A 14522-nucleotide genomic window follows, 5' to 3' on the forward strand; every position below is an offset into this window, starting at 1 on the left:
GACGAGCGGATCCTACGCTGAGCCCACGCGTCAGAACAATGTTCTCCAGGAGGCCGGATGCTGGAGGTGCGCGATCTCACCGTCCGCTTCGGCGGCATCACCGCGCTGCACGGCGTGAGCTTCGCGGTGGCGCGCGGCGAGATGGTGGGGCTCATCGGGCCCAACGGCGCCGGCAAGACCACGCTGTTCAACTGCCTGACCCGCCGCTACGAGGCCGAGTCCGGCGTCATCGCCTACGAGGGGACGGACCTGCGGGCGGTGGCCCCGCACGCGATCGTACGGCTCGGCATCGCCAGGACCTTCCAGAACCTCGGCCTGTTCCCGCGCATGTCCGTCCGCGACAACGTGCTGGCCGGCGCGCACCATCGGGGCCGCGCCGGTTTCCTGACGGCCGGGCTCCGGCTGCCCGGCGTGCGGCGCGAGGAGCGCGAGCTGCGCGACGACGCCGACGCCGTCCTCGACCGGCTCGGCCTGACCGGGGTGGCCGATCATCCCGCGAGCGGGCTGCCGTTCGGCACGCTCAAGCGGGTCGAGCTGGCCCGCGCGCTGGTCGCCCGCCCCCGGCTGCTGCTCCTCGACGAGCCGGTCAACGGGCTGAACGCGGCCGAGGTGGCCGAGTTCGCCGGCACCCTCCGCGAGCTCAAGGACGCCTACGACCTCACCGTGGTCGTGGTCGAGCACCACATGGGCTTCGTCATGGGCGTCTGCCGCCGCATCGTCTGCCTGGACTTCGGCCGCAAGATCGCCGAGGGGTCGCCGGCCGAGGTGCAGCGCGATCCCGGCGTCATCGAGGCGTACCTGGGGACGGCCGTATGAGCTTCCTGGTGGTGGAGGGCCTGGTCGCCGGCTACGGCGAGGCCCGCGTGCTGCACGGCGTGGACCTGAGCGTGGCCGAGGGCGAGATCTGCGCGATCCTCGGCCCGAACGGCGCGGGCAAGACCACGCTGCTGCGCGCCCTGTCGGGCATGGTCAGGGCGCGCGGCGTGATCCGGCTCGGCGGGACCGCGCTGACCGGCCGTCCGCCCGACGCGGTGGCCCGGCTGGGCGTGGCGCACGTGCCCGAGGGACGCGGCACGTTCATGCCGCTGACGGTCGAGGAGAACCTGCGGCTCGGCGCGTTCGTCCGGCGCGGCGGGCGCGGCGGGCGCGGCGGGCGCGGTGGACGCGGTGGACGCGGTGGACGCGCGGTGGAGGACGACCTCGACCGCGTCTGTTCCTGGTTCCCACCGCTGCGCGACCGGCTCGGGCAGGTCGCGGGCAGCCTCAGTGGCGGCGAGCAGCAGATGCTCGCGCTCGGCAGGGCGCTCATGCTGCGGCCCAAGGTGCTCCTGCTCGACGAGCCGTCGCTGGGCCTCGCGCCGCTGGTCACCCGGGAGCTGTTCCGCATCGTCCAGGCCGTCAACCGAGAGGAGCGGACCACCGTGGTCGTCGTGGAGCAGAACGCCCACCTCGCGCTCGGCGTCGCGCGGCAGGCGCACGTCCTGGAGACCGGGCGCATCGTGCTGTCCGGCACGGCCGAGCAGATCAGGGCGGACGAGCAGGTCGCACAGTCCTACCTCGGATACCGGGTGTAGCCGTGGCCGGGTTCCTGCAGCAGGTTGTGGAAGGGCTCGGGGCGGGCGCGGTCTACGCCAGCCTGGCGCTCGCCCTGGTGCTGATCTACCAGTTCACCGGGATCGTCAACTTCGCCCAGGGCGAGCTGGCCATGTTCTCCGCCTATGTCGCCTGGCAGTCCATGGCGGCGGGGCTGCCGTTCTGGGCGGCGCTGGCGCTCACGCTGGCGGTGTCGTTCGCGGGCGGGATGCTCATCGAGCGGATCGTGATCAGGCCGGTCGAGGGCGCGCCCGAGCTGACCCTGGTGATCGTCACCGTCGGGCTGTTCATCTTCGTCAACGCCGCCGCCGGCTGGATCTGGACGTTCCTCATCAAGGACTTCCCGAACCCGTTCCCGCGCGGCGCCCTGGAGGTCGGCGGGGTGAGCGTCGGCTTCTCGACGCTGGGCGTGCTCGGCGTCGTGGCGCTGGTCATGGGCCTGCTGTACCTGCTCTTCCAGCACACCAAGATCGGGCTCGGCATGCGGGCCGTGGCCGCGAACCCCGACTCGGCCCGCCTGGTCGGCATCCGCGTGGGCCGCACGCTCGCGCTCGGCTGGGGGCTCGCCGCGACGGTCGGCGCGGTGTCCGGCGTGCTGGTCGCGCCGCTGTTGTTCCTGGAGCCCAACATGATGGGCGGCGTCCTCATCTACGCGTTCGCGGCGGCCACGCTCGGCGGGTTCGACAGCCCGGCCGGCGCGGTCGCCGGCGGCGTGATCGTCGGCGTGGCGGAGACGCTGGCCGGCGCGTACGTGCCCGCCGTCGGCTCCGACCTCAAGATCGGGGTGCCCCTGGCGATCATCCTCGGCGTGCTGCTGGTACGGCCACGCGGGCTGTTCGGCCGAGCGGTGGTGGAACGCGCATGACCCAGGTCGAGGACGCCGGCGTGGACACCCGCCCCGCGCGCCGCCCCCGATGGACCCCTGCCGTGCGGCGCAGGGCGGCGGCGGTCGCGCTGCTGGCCGCCGCGCTCTACGCGCCGTTCCAGCTCGTCCCCTTCCACGTCTTCCAGCTCACGATGGTCCTGGTGTACGCGGTCGCGCTGCTCGGGCTGAACCTGCTCGTCGGGCACGCCGGGCAGATCTCGCTCGGGCACGGGGCGTTCTTCGCCGTGGGCGCGTACACGGCGGCGGTCCTGACGCACGGGCCCGGCCTGCCGTACCCGCTGACGCTGCCGGCCGCGGCGGTCGTGGCGTTCCTGCTGGGGCTGGCGTTCGGGGTGCCCGCCGTCCGGCTGCGCGGGCTCTACCTGGCGCTCGTCACGCTGGCCATCGCGATCTTCCTGGTGCCGCTGCTCAAGCGGTTCGAGCACGTCACCGGCGGCTCGATGGGGCTGACGCTGCCCAAGCCGAGCCCGCCGGCCTGGAGCGGGCTCGCCGAGGACCAGTGGCTGTACTTCCTCGCCCTCGCGGTCGCCGTGGTCTCGTTCGCGCTGGTGGGCAGCCTGCTGCGGTCGCGGGTGGGGCGGGCGCTGCACGCGCTGCGCGACGACGAGGGCGCGGCCGAGGTCATGGGGGTGCGGCTGTCGGCGTACAAGACGCTGGCCTTCGCGTGGAGCGCGATGTTCGCCGGCGTGGCCGGCTGCGTCTACACGTGGGTGATCGGGTTCGTCTCGCCGGACTCGTTCACCGTCAACCTGTCGATCACCCTGCTCGCCGGCCTGGTCGTCGGCGGGCTCGGCTCGACGGCCGGGCCGGTGCTCGGCGCGCTGTTCGTGATGTTCGTCCCCAGCATCGCGCAGGACCTCAACGAGGCCGCGCCCGGCGTCATCTTCGGCCTGCTGATCATCGCGGTGATGTACGTGGCTCCCACGGGCCTCGCCGGGCTGGCCGGCCGCCTGATCAGGAAAATCCCCCGGAAGGAGTAAGAGGGATGCGTGTATCTGCGATCGGCTGCGCGGCGCTGCTCCTGGTCGCCGTCGGCGCCTGCGGGGGGCGCGAGAGCGGCGGCGACGCCGGGACGGCCGCGTCCGGCCAGTGCCAGGGCCAGCAGACGACCGGCATCACCGACAAGAGCATCAAGCTGGGCGGCATCTACCCGCTGTCCGGCCCGGCCTCCGCCTACGGGGACATCCCCAAGGGCATCAAGGCGTACTTCGACTACGTCAACGCCGAGAAGGGCGGCATCGGCGGGCGCACGGTCGAGTTCATCGTGCGCGACGACGGCTACCAGCCGCCGAAGGCCGTCGAGGAGGCCCGCAGGCTGGTGGAGCAGGACCAGGTCTTCGCCCTGTTCCAGACGCTCGGCACCCCCTCCACCACCGCCACCTGGGACTACACCAACCAGCGCAAGGTGCCGCAGATCTTCGTCGCGACCGGTGCGTCCAAGTGGGGCACCGACGGCGCGCACCCGTGGACCATCGGCTGGCAGCCGAACTACGTCTCCGAGGCCCGCGTCTACGCGCAGTACCTGAAGGCCGAGAAGCCGTCCGCCAAGATCGCCGTGCTCTACCAGAACGACGACTTCGGCAAGGACCTGCTGGGCGGCTTCAAGAAGGCCATCGAGGGCACCCGGCTCACGATCGTCGCCGAGCAGAGCTACGAGGTCACCGACCCCAGCATCGACCCCCAGATGCGCAACCTCGCCGGCTCGAAGGCCGACGTCTTCCTCGACATCACCACGCCGAAGTTCGGCTCGCAGGCGCTGGCCGCCGACGTCAAGAACACCGGCTGGAACCCGCTGCACATCATCAACAACGTCGCCGCCTCGATCACCGTGCTCAAGCCGGTCGGCTTCGACAATGTGCAGGGCGTCGTGTCCAGCTCGTACTACAAGGACCCGAACGACCCGACCTGGGCGACCGATGCGGAGATGACGCTCTACAAGCAGAAGGTCAAGCAGTACGCGCCCGGAGCCGACCCGAACATCCCGTACCTGACCTTCGGCTGGGCCGTCGCCAACAGCTTCCACAAGGCGATGGACGCGGCCAAGTGCCCGACCAGGGAAGGGCTGCGGGACTCGGTGCGCGACCTGCGGAACGTCCCGATCGACATGCTGCTGCCCGGCGTGACGCTCAGCACCGGCCAGGGGGACGCGTTCCCGATCGAGTCGATGCAGCTGATGACGTTCAAGGGACAGCGGTGGGAGCTGTTCGGGCAGGTCATCGACACGCGCAAGGAGTTCGGGCCGCTGACCGGCTGACGCCTCAGACGGTGACGGTGCCGGCGCGCACCAGCCAGCCGACGGCCTCCTCGATCGCCTCCAGCGCCTCGTGGCGGGGCCGGTGGCCGAGCAGCCGCTCCGCCTTCGCCATGCTGCAGTGCGGGCTGTACATGATGTGGTCGTAGGTGACCGCCGCGTCCTCCTCGGACACCGTGGCCCGCCACCGCTCCCACGGCAGGTACGTCAGCCGCGCCTCCCGCCCGAACCACCCGGCCACCGCCTCGGCGTAGCCGCGCAGCGTGAGCGCGCCCGCCGCCACCGAGTGGAAGCTCTCGCCGACCGACGCCGAAGGCGTGGCCAGCGCGTCCATGAACAGCCTGGCCACGTCGTCGGCGTGCACGTGCTGCACGGTCTCCATGCCGAAGTTCGGCAGCGCCAGCTCCTCCCCGTCGGCGAGGGTCTGGAAGACGGCCGGGTTGACGTTGCCCGCCGGGTTGACCGGCACCCATCCAGGACCGGTGATGTGGCCGGGATGGACGATCGTCGCCGGGAACCCGTCGCGGTGCGCCCGCTCCAGCAGGTACGCCTCGATCGCGGCCTTGCGCTTGCCGTACTCGCCGAGCGGCCGCTTCGGCCGGTCCTCGGTCGTCGGCACCCGCGCGCTCGGGCCGTGCGTCCAGATCGTCCCGCAGTGCAGGAAGTGCCGGACCCGCCCGGTCAGCGCCTCGGCCAGGTGGCGGGCGCTCGTCTCCTCGAAGCAGATGAGGTCGATGACCGCGTCGCCTTCCATGTCGGCGATCCGCCGCCCGAACGTGCCGTCCGCGTCCTCCGCCTCCCGGTCCGCCGAGACGGCGGTGACCCGCCGCCAGGCGCCGTGCGGGGTGTAGGGCTCCCGCTTGCCCCTGCTCACCGCCACGACGTCGTGGCCGGCGTCCACCAGCCTGGGGATGAGATAGGTGCCGATGTGGCCACTCGCGCCGATCACGACTACACGCATGGACGCAGCGTAACCCGGAGGCGAGCAGGCGCTACCAGGCGACCTTGAGTGAGGACAGCCCGTACACCACGCTGAACGAGCGGAACTGCGGCTCGGCGCCGTCGGCCACCCGCAGCCCCGGGAAGCGCTGGAACAGCGCGGGGAAGGCCATCTTCAGCTCCATCCTGGCGAGCGGCGCCCCCAGGCAGTGGTGGATGCCGTGCCCGAACGCGAGGTGGCCGTGATCGCCGCGCGTCAGGTCGAACCGGTCGGCGTCCGGCACCAGCCCGGAGTCCCTGTTGGCCGTGGGCAGCGAGCAGATCACCAGGTCGCCGGCCGCGATGACGGTGTCGCCGAGCCGGGTCTCCGTGGCGGCGACCTTGGTGGTGCCGGAGTGCACGATGCTGAGCCAGCGCAGCAGCTCCTCCACCGTCGCCTCGATCCGCTCGGGCTCCTTGCGCAGCAGGTCGAGCTGTTCCGGGTGGCGGAGCAGCGCCAGCGTGCCGAGCGAGAGCATGTTGGAGGTCGTCTCGTGCCCGGCGAACAGCAGCAGGCTGCCGATGCCGATCAGCTCGTCCTTGGTGAGGTCATCGCCGTGCTCGCGTACCAGCATGCCGAGCAGGTCCTCGCCGGGGTCGGCCTGGATGCGGCCGACCAGGTCCTCCATGTACGCCCGCGACTGGAACTGCAGCGCCACCCGCTCCTCGGCGGGCACCGTGACGTCGAGCATCCGGCTGGTGCGCTCCTGGAACCCGGCGCGTTCCTCGTACGGCACGCCGAGCAGCTCGCAGATCACCAGCGACGGGATCGGCAGCGCGAACGCCGGCACCAGGTCGACGCCTGCCCCGGCGGCCTCCATGGCGTCCAGGTGCTCGTCGATGATGGCCTTGACCCGGGGCTCCATGCGCCGCATGCGCCGGAGCGTGAACTCGGGGGTCAGCATGCGCCGCAGCCGGGTGTGCTCCGGCGGGTCCTGGCCGAGCAGGTTGCCCGCGTTGATCTTGGCGAGCTGCTCGGGGGTCATCTCGGGGGCTCCGGGCAGCCGCGCGATGGTCTGCTTGGCGATCGGGAACCGCTCGGCGTCGCCCAGCACCTCGCGGACGTAGGCGTGCCGGCTCACGAGCCAGGCGTCGGCGCCGAACGCGGTCTTGATCCGGGTGACGCCCGACTCCTCGCGCGCCGCGGCGAGGTCCGGCGCGGGGTCGAACTGCGCGCGCCGCATGTGCAGCGGCATCACCGAGGACTCGGACATGCGTACCCCTGAATGATCGTCGTTGGTGTGGCGTAAACCGTAACAATGCGGGAGGGGTGCCTCTAGTGTGATCTTCAATCAGTTATGGGTTCGTACCGCGCTTGATCACCTTTCCGCGACCCGGGGCCCCCGCTGGCGCCTTGACGGTGGCGACGGGACGCCAGGAGCATGCCCGTAACTTCCGAGGACGATTGGGGACGGTGGAGATGGAGAAGGCGGGCGTGCCCGAGCAGGTGCCCGTGCTGGTCGCCGGAGGCGGGCCCGTCGGCCTGGCGACCGCCGTGGAGCTGGCGCACCACGGCGTGCGGAGCCTGGTGGTCGAGCCGCGGGAGACGGTGTCGTGGCTGCGCCCCCGCGCCAAGACCACCTCCGCCCGGACGATGGAGCTGCTGCGCCGCTGGGGCCTCGCCGAGACGTTACGCGCCCGCGCGCCGCTCGCGGTGTCCTGGTCGGACCAGGCGGTGTTCGTCAACAGCCTGCTCGGCCGCGAGATCGCCAGGATCGGCGGCTGCTTCGGCCTCGACCTGGTCGGCTCCGACCTCGCCGCCGAGCCGGGGCAGCAGGCGCCCCAGCCGCTGGTCGAGGAGATCCTGCGGGAGGCGGCAGGGGACGCGCTGCTCACCGGCTGGCAGGTGGCCGGGCTGACCGAGGACGACGACGGGGTCACCGTGCGGATCGTGTCGGGCGAGGGCGAGGAACGCGAGGTCAGGGCCGCGTACGTGGTCGGCTGCGACGGCCCGCGCAGCGTCACCAGGGCCGCCATCGGCGCCCGCTACGAGGGCCGCCAGGACGCCCGGCCCAACTTCAACATCGTCTTCCGCGCCCCCGGCCTCGCCGAGCGGGTCCCGCACGGCCCCGCCGTCCACTACTGGGTGCTCAACCCCGCCCAGCCCGGCCTGACCGGCCGCCTCGACCTGAAGGACACCTGGTGGTGCATCGCCCAGGGCGTACGGGCCGAGGACGCCGACCCGGTGCGGCTCGTCCGCAACCTGGCCGGGGACGACGACCTGGAGGTCGAGATCCTCGCGACCGACCCGTGGACCGCCCGCATGCTGCTGGCCGACCGCTACGCGAGCGCCCGCGTGTTCCTGGCCGGTGACGCCGCCCACCAGAACCCGCCCTACGGCGGCCACGGCTTCAACACCGGCATCGGCGACGCGGTCAACATCGGCTGGAAGCTCGCCGCCGTGCTCAACGGCTGGGCGCCGGCCGCGCTGCTGGGCACGTACGAGGCCGAACGCCGCCCGATCGCCGCCGACACCATCGAGGCCGCCGCCGCGAACATGGCCACCCTCGCCCCCGAGCTGGCCGACCCGGCGCTGATGGGCGACGAGGCCGAGTTCGAGAAGGTGCGCCCGGCGGTGGCCGAGGCCGTGCTGCGCACCAAGCACAGTGAGTTCCACAGCCTGGACCTGGTGCTCGGCTACGTCTACACGGGCTCGCCGATCGTCGCCGACGGCGCCGGCGAACGCCTCCCGCACCGCTGGCTCGCCCCCGGCGTCTCCCTCTACGACCGGCTCGGCCGCGGCTTCACCCTCCTCGGCGACCCGGCCGCGCCCGGCGTCAAGACCCTGGAGGAGGAGGCCCGCGACCTCGGCGTCCCCCTGGAGCTCGTGCCGCTCCCCGGCGAACCCCTGACCCTGGTCCGCCCCGACCAGCACGTGGCCTGGCGCGGCGACACCCCGGAAGGTGTCCTCCGCCGCGCGCTGGCCATGAGCTGACCGTCAGGCGCGACTCCTGGTGACCGCCCCGAACCACCTCCCGGCCGCCCCGGCCAGCCCGGCGGCGCCCGTCCACGCCACGTAGCCGTCGGGCCGGATCAGCAGCGTGTCGGCGGGCGGCCGCTCGGCGGCGGCGTGGACGACCTCGATCCAGTCGTCGTCCGCCGGCAGGCCGTCCGTGCCGCCGCCGAGGTCGAGCAGCACCGGACGGCCGCTCCGCAGCAGCTCGGCCACCCGCCGCCCGTCCGCCAGCTCCAGGTCCGGCACCAGCCTGCCGACGGTCGGGTGCGCGTCCGCGGCTCCGGGGTCGTAGCGCACCCCGGAGTCGTACAGCAGCCCGGCCAGGTGGCGGACCGGCTCCTCGAAGGCGAACACCTCGCCGAGCAGCTCGCGCAGCGCGGCGCCGTCCTCGCCGTCCACCCGGTCGACGGCCGCCTGAGCGCGGGCCTGCGTGAGCGTACGCGCCCCGGCCGGACGCCGTTCGGCCTCGTACGTGTCCAGCAGCTCCTCGGGAACCCGCCCGCGCAGCACGGCGGCCAGCTTCCAGCCCAGGTTGACCGCGTCCGTCATGCCTGCGTTCAAGGCGGAGCCGCCCGCGGGGAACAGGTGCGCGGCGTCGCCCGCCAGGAACACCCGGCCCGCCCGGTAGCGCTCCGCCAGCCGGGCCTGCGCGACGGTGGACGACAGCCAGATCGGCTCGCCGAGCGGCAGCTCGCGGCCGAGGTGGCGGCGCAGGGCCGCCTGGAACATCTCCAGGGTCACGGGACCCTGGAGCGGCGCGCCCCGCTCGCGGATCCCGGCGACGAGCACCCCTGGCCGGAGCGAGTTCAGCAGGACGCGGCCGTGGGGGCTGCGGGTCCAGCCGGGCTCCACGCCGGCCTCGCGGGCGTCGGTCCTGAAGTGGCCGATGATCAGCCGCTCCGTGTCGGTGTCGCCGGGGAAGCCGATGCCGGCGGCCGCGCGTACGAGGCTGTGGCCGCCGTCGCAGCCGACGGCGTACCGGGCGCGTAACTCGCCCTGGCCGGTGGTAAGGGTCACCCCTTCCTCGTCCTGCGCGAGCGCGAGCACCTCGCATCCGCGCCTGATGTCGGCTCCGAGCTCCCGTGCCCGTTCGTCGAGCAGCCGTTCGAGGCGTGGCTGCTGGATGACCAGGACGCGCAGGGGGATGCCCGGCACCCCCTCGAAGCGCAGCGGCACGGACGCGAACGGGAAGCCGGGCGCGGGGCCCGAGTAGGGGCTGCCGGCGCTGAAGCGCTCCAGCAGGCCGCGGTGGTCCAGGGTCTCGACGATCTGCCCCACCAGGCCGTTGGCCTTGGGCAGGTCGCCGATCTCCGGATGCCTGTCCAGCACGATCGGGCGGACGCCGGCCAGGCTCAGCTCGCACGCGAGCATGAGCCCCACGGGTCCCGCTCCCACGATCAGCACGTTCTCCATGTCTGTCAGGCTAGATTGACAAATTCGGAGCTGTCAATCTAGCCTGACAAGCGTGGACGTCACAGAGTTGTCCGAGCGCATCAGATCGAACGACCCGGCCATGGGCCTGCGGGCGGTCGGCGCGCTGCACCGGCTGGCCGAGCAGGTCGAGGCGGTGTCGGTGGCGCTGGCCAGGGAGCAGGGCTGGACCTGGGAGCAGATCGGCGACGCGCTCGGCATGTCACGGCAGTCGGTGCACGCCAAATACGGGAAGTGAGGCATCCGGGATGTTCGGCTGGGAGAAGAGCGCCTTCGGGGTGATCGTGAAGGCGGCGGTCCAGGAGGCGAGAGAGCGCGGCGACCGGCGCATGGGCACCGAGCACCTGCTGCTCGGCCTGCTCCACCACGAGCCCGTCGCGCGGGCGCTGGGCGCGGACGTGACCAGGGCCCGCGCGGCCCTCGGCGACCTCGACCGCGAGGCGCTGCGGATGCTCGGCGTGGACGTCGGCGAGGACCTGCCGGCGAGGCCGCGCAAGCACCCGCCGCTCGGGGGCGGCTCGCTCACCTCCAACGCGCGCGCCGTGATCGACCGGGTGGCCAAGGGCACGACGATGCGCACCAGGAGCGAGGCGCCGAGGATCATGGCGCTCGCCCTGCTCGACCGCGAGCGGCCGGACCCGGTCGCGCAGCTCATCGGCAGGCTCGGCATCGACCGAGCGGCCGCGCGCGCCCGGCTCACCTGACCGCGAGGGTCACGGTGAAAGGCTCGATCAAGAGCAGATGGGGCGGCCCCTTGAACGGCCACGACTGGAAAGCCGTTCCGGGGGAAGAGCGGGAGGAGCACTGGGTGGCTCCTGTGGCATCGACAGCGCTTTAAAGGGACAGGAAGGGCCCGGCGGGGACGCGGCACACGTCTTCCCGCCGGGCCTTTCCGCTGCCACCCATCCGTAATGGGGTGAACACGTACAGTTACTATGTGTCTGGTTCGTGCGTGTACGCATCACACATCCCAGGGGGCTGGATATGGACGAGAACAGGGCCGATACCTCACAACTCGACTTCGACGACGAGGCGACGCTGTTCCAGGCGCAGGACGACCCGTTCGCCGCCGCCGCGGTGGACCTCGCGGTCGAGACCGAGCTGCTGCGGGACGACGACCTCGCCGACCGCGCCGCCGCCGAGATCGCGTGGCTGGCGGCGAGGCACGAGAGCGAGCGCCGCATCGCCGAGCTGGACCCCCGGGACCAGGACCGCGTACGCCACCTCCAGGGCGAGCTGCGCGCCACCGGCGCCGAGGTGTGGCCCGTGGCCCGCTGGTGGGGCTTCGAGATCCAGCTCAACGAGGTGGCCGCCGCCCGCGCCGCCGAGCTGGCGTCCCTGATCGGGGAGACCGCGGGCGCGGTGCTCGGCGGCTGGCTGACGCCGCTCGTCGAGTGGTCGGCCAGGAACAAGGCGCGCTGGATCGGCTCGGTCGCCCGCCCGTACGGCGCCCGCCTGGTCTCGCCGTGGACCGCGCCCGCCTCGCTCGTCCCGGCCCGTGTGGGCGCCGTGCCGGCCGGTGACGCCCGCCTGTGGTGGACGGTCCACGAGCCCGGCGAGGGCTGGAGCGAGGACCAGCGCTTCGTCGACCACTTCACCGCCACCGGCGCGGCCCTCGCCGAGTACCGCGACCGCCTCTACGTCGCCCACCGCGGCAGCGACGGCGACGCCGCCCTGTGGTGGGCCGTCTACGACGCCGAGCAGGGCTGGAGCGAGGACCAGCGCTTCCCCAAGCACTTCAGCGCGAAGGCCCCGGCGCTCGCCGTGTACGACGATCAGCTCTACTGCGTGCACCGCGGCGCCGGCCAGGACACCGCCCTGTGGTGGGCCCGCTGGGACGGCTCCAGGTGGAGCGAGGACACCAAGCTGCCCGACCACTTCACCGTGAGCAGCCCGGCCCTCGCGGCCTACGACGGCAAGCTGTGGTGCGTGCACCGCGGCGCGCACGACGACAGCCTCTGGTGGACCGTCTGGGACGGCAGCAGGTGGAGCCAGGACAACCGCTTCCCTGACCACGCCAGCCGCTCCAACCCGGCGCTGGCCGTCTTCCGCGGCCACCTCCACTGCGTGCACCGCGGCGCCGGTGAGGACACGTCGCTCTGGTGGACCCGCTGGGACGGCTCCTCCTGGAGCCGCGACGAGCGGCTGCCCGACCACTTCTCGGCCGAGGGCCCGGCCCTCACCGTCTACAAGGACCGCCTCTACGTCGTGCACCGCGGCGCGGCCGACCAGAGCCTCTGGTGGGCCTCCTTCGACGGCGCGAGCTGGAGCGCCGACGAGCCGCTGCCCGGCCACTTCAGCGCCGAGGCTCCGGCCGCCCTCGCCTTCCGCGACAAGAACGCCACCCGCGACCAGCTCGTGGTGCTGCACCGCGGCAGCCGCTGACACGCCGGAGGGGCGCCGCACCGGCGCCCCTCGTCCCTTCTCACCAGCCAGCGAGCTGGTCCACGAACCACTCCGCCAGCGTCCGCGACACCGCGCCGTGCGGGGTGTTGCGGCTGTCGCAGCAGTACGCGTCGAGGAACGTCTCGTCCTTCTGGAGCTGCCGCAGGTCGGTGTAGAGCTCCGACGGCCACGTCAGCGGGTCCCGCGCCAGCGCGATCGCGCTCACCGACGGCACGAAGCAGGTGCCGCGGAAGCGGTCCTCGATCGGCAGCCTCATCGCGTCCGCGACCCCGCCGAAGGCGTCCAGGGTGCCGCCGGGCGCCCCGTCGAACGCCGCCACGTACGAGGTCGCGCTCGTCCACACCGGCTCGCCGAAGCCGATCGCGCCGACGTTGCGCAGCTCGCCCTGGTCCGGCTGGATCCTCGCCACCAGCCGCAGCGGCCCCTCGCCGAGGTCCAGCACCGGCGTGCCGGGACGCAGGTCCGGCCCGCGCCCGTCGCCGCTGCCGTTGGCCAGGCCCAGCTTGTACGGCCGCATCGGGAACCAGCCGATCCGGCGCATGTCCTCCAGCAGTTCCTTGCGCAGCGGGCTGGAGTCGGTGACCCGGCCCGAGTAGCCCGTGCCGGGGAGCCAGCCCCACAGGAGCTGCTGCGCCGCCGGGCTGCGGATCAGCTCGGCCTGCCCGGCCCCGTCCGGGCGCGGCTGGATCGTCTCGTGCAGGTAGGCGAGCTGCTGCAGCACCAGCGGGATCCACGCGCCGAGGTGCGGGGTGTCCCACGAGAAGTACTTGTCGGTCTGGTGGTCCACGCCCTCGCTCTCCATGCGGGCCAGCGCGTACCTGGTGATCATGCCGCCGGCGCCGACGCCGCCCACGATCAGCGGCGTGTCGCCCCGCCGCGTCTCCAGCACGCGCCGCAGGCAGGTCACCGCGACGGCCGCGTTCGCCTGCACGTACGCCTGCCGCTGGTCGAAGCCCAGCAGGATGACGTCGAGCCCCATCTCCAGGAGTTGGTCGAGCAGCCCGGGGACGCCCGGCTCGTACGGCGCGTTGAAGTGCCGCCACATGCTCGCCAGGTCGCTCGGGCCGTAGTTGAAGCCGTCGGCGAAGATCAGCGGCCGGACCGGAGCGGTGCGCCCCTCCGCCAGGTGGACGTGGGCCCGGCCGGTCGCCACGTGGCCGCGGTGCGGCTTGTCCGCCACGAGCTCCCACACGAGGTCGGGCTCGGCCGCGTCGCCCTCGCGCACCGGCGGGGTGGCGAACCAGACCCCCCGGTCGCCGAGCGCGCTCGCGATGCGCTCGATCTGCTCCGGGGCCAGGCTGCTCTCGACGGCTCTGGTCTTGCTCTCGACGTCGATCCTCGGTTCCTGTGCCATGGTGATCCCCTCCTTACGTGATCACTCACAGTAATCGAAGCAGGTGAGGGGGTGGTGGCGGCGCGCGTGCGCCCGCCCAAGCGCGGTTCACCGGAGTGTCAGGAAACGGCGCTTCGCCGAGTTTGCCGATGAACGCCGGGTAGGGACGCGATGAGCCACTTGAGCAGGGACGATGAGGTTCCTGCCGTTACGGAGGTGAAAGCGATGGCACTACCCGCCAGGCGGCACAGAGCACCGGCGCAGTGGGCCGACCCGAGCTGGCCGGCCCGCTCGTGGGACCCCTTCACCGAGTTCCAGCAGCTCTGGGACCAGATGGGCCGGCTGTTCGAGCAGGGCGCCGAGGGCGACACCGCCGCCTGGCGGCCGGTCGCCGAGACCGAGGAGACGGCGGAGGCGTACCTGGTGCGCGCGGAGCTCCCCGGACTGCGGCGGGACGAGATCAACGTCGAGGTCGAGGGCAACGAGCTGCGCGTCTCGGGCGAGATCTCCGAGGAGGAGCGGGGGCCCAGGCTGAAGCGGCGCACCGGCGCGTTCGTCTACCGCACGATCCTGCCGTCCGACGCCGACCTCGACAAGATCGGCTGCGAGCTCGGCGACGGCGTGCTGACCGTACGCGTGCCCAAGACCGAGCAGGGCCGCTCGCGCCGCATCGCGATCAAGGGCTGAC

At 72.7% G+C, this 14522-nt stretch carries 14 protein-coding genes; 10 read left to right on the plus strand and 4 right to left on the minus strand.

Translation table 11 applies throughout. From position 1 onward, the window contains the following. The first annotated feature begins 57 nt into the window (after positions 1-57). The 5 genes from SMD20_RS32755 to SMD20_RS32775 are packed head-to-tail and all read left to right on the plus strand — an operon-like array spanning position 58 to position 4733. Positions 58-816 (plus strand): ABC transporter ATP-binding protein, encoded by a 759-nt coding sequence (locus SMD20_RS32755; RefSeq protein WP_329588729.1) that lies wholly within the window; start codon positions 58-60, stop codon positions 814-816. After that, positions 813-1574: an ABC transporter ATP-binding protein gene (locus SMD20_RS32760; RefSeq protein WP_329588731.1), complete on the plus strand. Its 762-nt coding sequence runs from the start codon at positions 813-815 to the stop codon at positions 1572-1574. Before SMD20_RS32755 ends, SMD20_RS32760 begins: the two co-directional genes overlap by 4 nt. Before the next feature lie 2 nt (positions 1575-1576). Next, positions 1577-2458 carry a branched-chain amino acid ABC transporter permease gene (locus SMD20_RS32765; RefSeq protein WP_329588733.1) on the plus strand — a complete coding sequence of 294 codons (882 nt, stop codon included), beginning with the start codon at positions 1577-1579 and terminating at the stop codon, positions 2456-2458. Further along, positions 2455-3459, plus strand: coding sequence for a branched-chain amino acid ABC transporter permease (locus SMD20_RS32770; protein ID WP_329588735.1), 1005 nt, complete (start codon positions 2455-2457; stop codon positions 3457-3459). Before SMD20_RS32765 ends, SMD20_RS32770 begins: the two co-directional genes overlap by 4 nt. Positions 3460-3464: 5 nt before the next feature. Next, positions 3465-4733 (plus strand): ABC transporter substrate-binding protein, encoded by a 1269-nt coding sequence (locus SMD20_RS32775; protein ID WP_329588737.1) that lies wholly within the window; start codon positions 3465-3467, stop codon positions 4731-4733. A gap of 4 nt (positions 4734-4737) precedes the next feature. Here SMD20_RS32775 and SMD20_RS32780 read toward each other — a convergent pair whose 3' ends face one another. Continuing rightward, on the minus strand, positions 4738-5691 hold the full coding sequence (locus SMD20_RS32780) for an NAD-dependent epimerase/dehydratase family protein (RefSeq protein WP_329588739.1): 954 nt from the start codon (positions 5689-5691) through the stop codon (positions 4738-4740). Between the two features lie 31 nt (positions 5692-5722). Next, positions 5723-6922: a cytochrome P450 gene (locus SMD20_RS32785; protein ID WP_329588741.1), complete on the minus strand. Its 1200-nt coding sequence runs from the start codon at positions 6920-6922 to the stop codon at positions 5723-5725. Between the two features lie 206 nt (positions 6923-7128). On the opposite strand from SMD20_RS32785, the gene SMD20_RS32790 reads away from it, so the two are divergent. After that, a complete protein-coding gene (locus SMD20_RS32790; RefSeq protein ID WP_329592749.1) occupies positions 7129-8643 on the plus strand; it encodes an FAD-dependent monooxygenase in 1515 nt (504 codons plus the stop codon). A 3-nt stretch (positions 8644-8646) separates the two neighbouring features. Here the strand turns inward: SMD20_RS32790 and SMD20_RS32795 are convergent, their stop codons facing one another. Next, entirely contained in the window at positions 8647-10077 is a 1431-nt protein-coding gene (locus tag SMD20_RS32795) for an FAD-dependent monooxygenase (RefSeq protein WP_329588743.1), read from the minus strand. 52 nt (positions 10078-10129) lie between these two features. On the opposite strand from SMD20_RS32795, the gene SMD20_RS32800 reads away from it, so the two are divergent. The 3 genes from SMD20_RS32800 (at position 10130) to SMD20_RS32810 (ending at position 12480) form a co-directional block, all read left to right on the plus strand. Beyond that, positions 10130-10333 carry a helix-turn-helix domain-containing protein gene (locus tag SMD20_RS32800; protein WP_170223733.1) on the plus strand — a complete coding sequence of 68 codons (204 nt, stop codon included), beginning with the start codon at positions 10130-10132 and terminating at the stop codon, positions 10331-10333. A gap of 10 nt (positions 10334-10343) precedes the next feature. After that, positions 10344-10799, plus strand: a complete 456-nt coding sequence (locus tag SMD20_RS32805) for a Clp protease N-terminal domain-containing protein (protein ID WP_329588745.1) — start codon at positions 10344-10346, stop codon at positions 10797-10799. A 280-nt stretch (positions 10800-11079) separates the two neighbouring features. Beyond that, positions 11080-12480, plus strand: coding sequence for a hypothetical protein (locus tag SMD20_RS32810; protein ID WP_329588747.1), 1401 nt, complete (start codon positions 11080-11082; stop codon positions 12478-12480). A 40-nt stretch (positions 12481-12520) separates the two neighbouring features. Here the strand turns inward: SMD20_RS32810 and SMD20_RS32815 are convergent, their stop codons facing one another. After that, positions 12521-13855: a hypothetical protein gene (locus SMD20_RS32815; protein ID WP_329588749.1), complete on the minus strand. Its 1335-nt coding sequence runs from the start codon at positions 13853-13855 to the stop codon at positions 12521-12523. 204 nt (positions 13856-14059) lie between these two features. On the opposite strand from SMD20_RS32815, the gene SMD20_RS32820 reads away from it, so the two are divergent. Continuing rightward, complete coding sequence (locus SMD20_RS32820; protein WP_329588751.1) at positions 14060-14521, plus strand: Hsp20/alpha crystallin family protein; 462 nt, start codon at positions 14060-14062, stop codon at positions 14519-14521. Position 14522 lies beyond the last annotated feature (1 nt).

Source organism: Nonomuraea sp. LP-02 (genome assembly GCF_036289125.1).
GTDB lineage: Bacteria > Actinomycetota > Actinomycetes > Streptosporangiales > Streptosporangiaceae > Nonomuraea > Nonomuraea bangladeshensis.

Bases quoted from the DNA above. Each gene is read 5' to 3' on its own strand.
- SMD20_RS32780 (WP_329588739.1), bottom strand. From the start codon at position 5,691: ATGCGTGTAGTCGTGATCGGCGCGAGTGGCCACATCGGCACCTATCTC.
- SMD20_RS32770 (WP_329588735.1), top strand. From the start codon at position 2,455: ATGACCCAGGTCGAGGACGCCGGCGTGGACACCCGCCCCGCGCGCCGC.
- SMD20_RS32760 (WP_329588731.1), top strand. From the start codon at position 813: ATGAGCTTCCTGGTGGTGGAGGGCCTGGTCGCCGGCTACGGCGAGGCC.
- SMD20_RS32785 (WP_329588741.1), bottom strand. From the start codon at position 6,922: ATGTCCGAGTCCTCGGTGATGCCGCTGCACATGCGGCGCGCGCAGTTC.
- SMD20_RS32815 (WP_329588749.1), bottom strand. From the start codon at position 13,855: ATGGCACAGGAACCGAGGATCGACGTCGAGAGCAAGACCAGAGCCGTC.
- SMD20_RS32790 (WP_329592749.1), top strand. From the start codon at position 7,129: ATGGAGAAGGCGGGCGTGCCCGAGCAGGTGCCCGTGCTGGTCGCCGGA.
- SMD20_RS32775 (WP_329588737.1), top strand. From the start codon at position 3,465: ATGCGTGTATCTGCGATCGGCTGCGCGGCGCTGCTCCTGGTCGCCGTC.
- SMD20_RS32795 (WP_329588743.1), bottom strand. From the start codon at position 10,077: ATGGAGAACGTGCTGATCGTGGGAGCGGGACCCGTGGGGCTCATGCTC.
- SMD20_RS32820 (WP_329588751.1), top strand. From the start codon at position 14,060: ATGGCACTACCCGCCAGGCGGCACAGAGCACCGGCGCAGTGGGCCGAC.
- SMD20_RS32810 (WP_329588747.1), top strand. From the start codon at position 11,080: ATGGACGAGAACAGGGCCGATACCTCACAACTCGACTTCGACGACGAG.
- SMD20_RS32755 (WP_329588729.1), top strand. From the start codon at position 58: ATGCTGGAGGTGCGCGATCTCACCGTCCGCTTCGGCGGCATCACCGCG.
- SMD20_RS32805 (WP_329588745.1), top strand. From the start codon at position 10,344: ATGTTCGGCTGGGAGAAGAGCGCCTTCGGGGTGATCGTGAAGGCGGCG.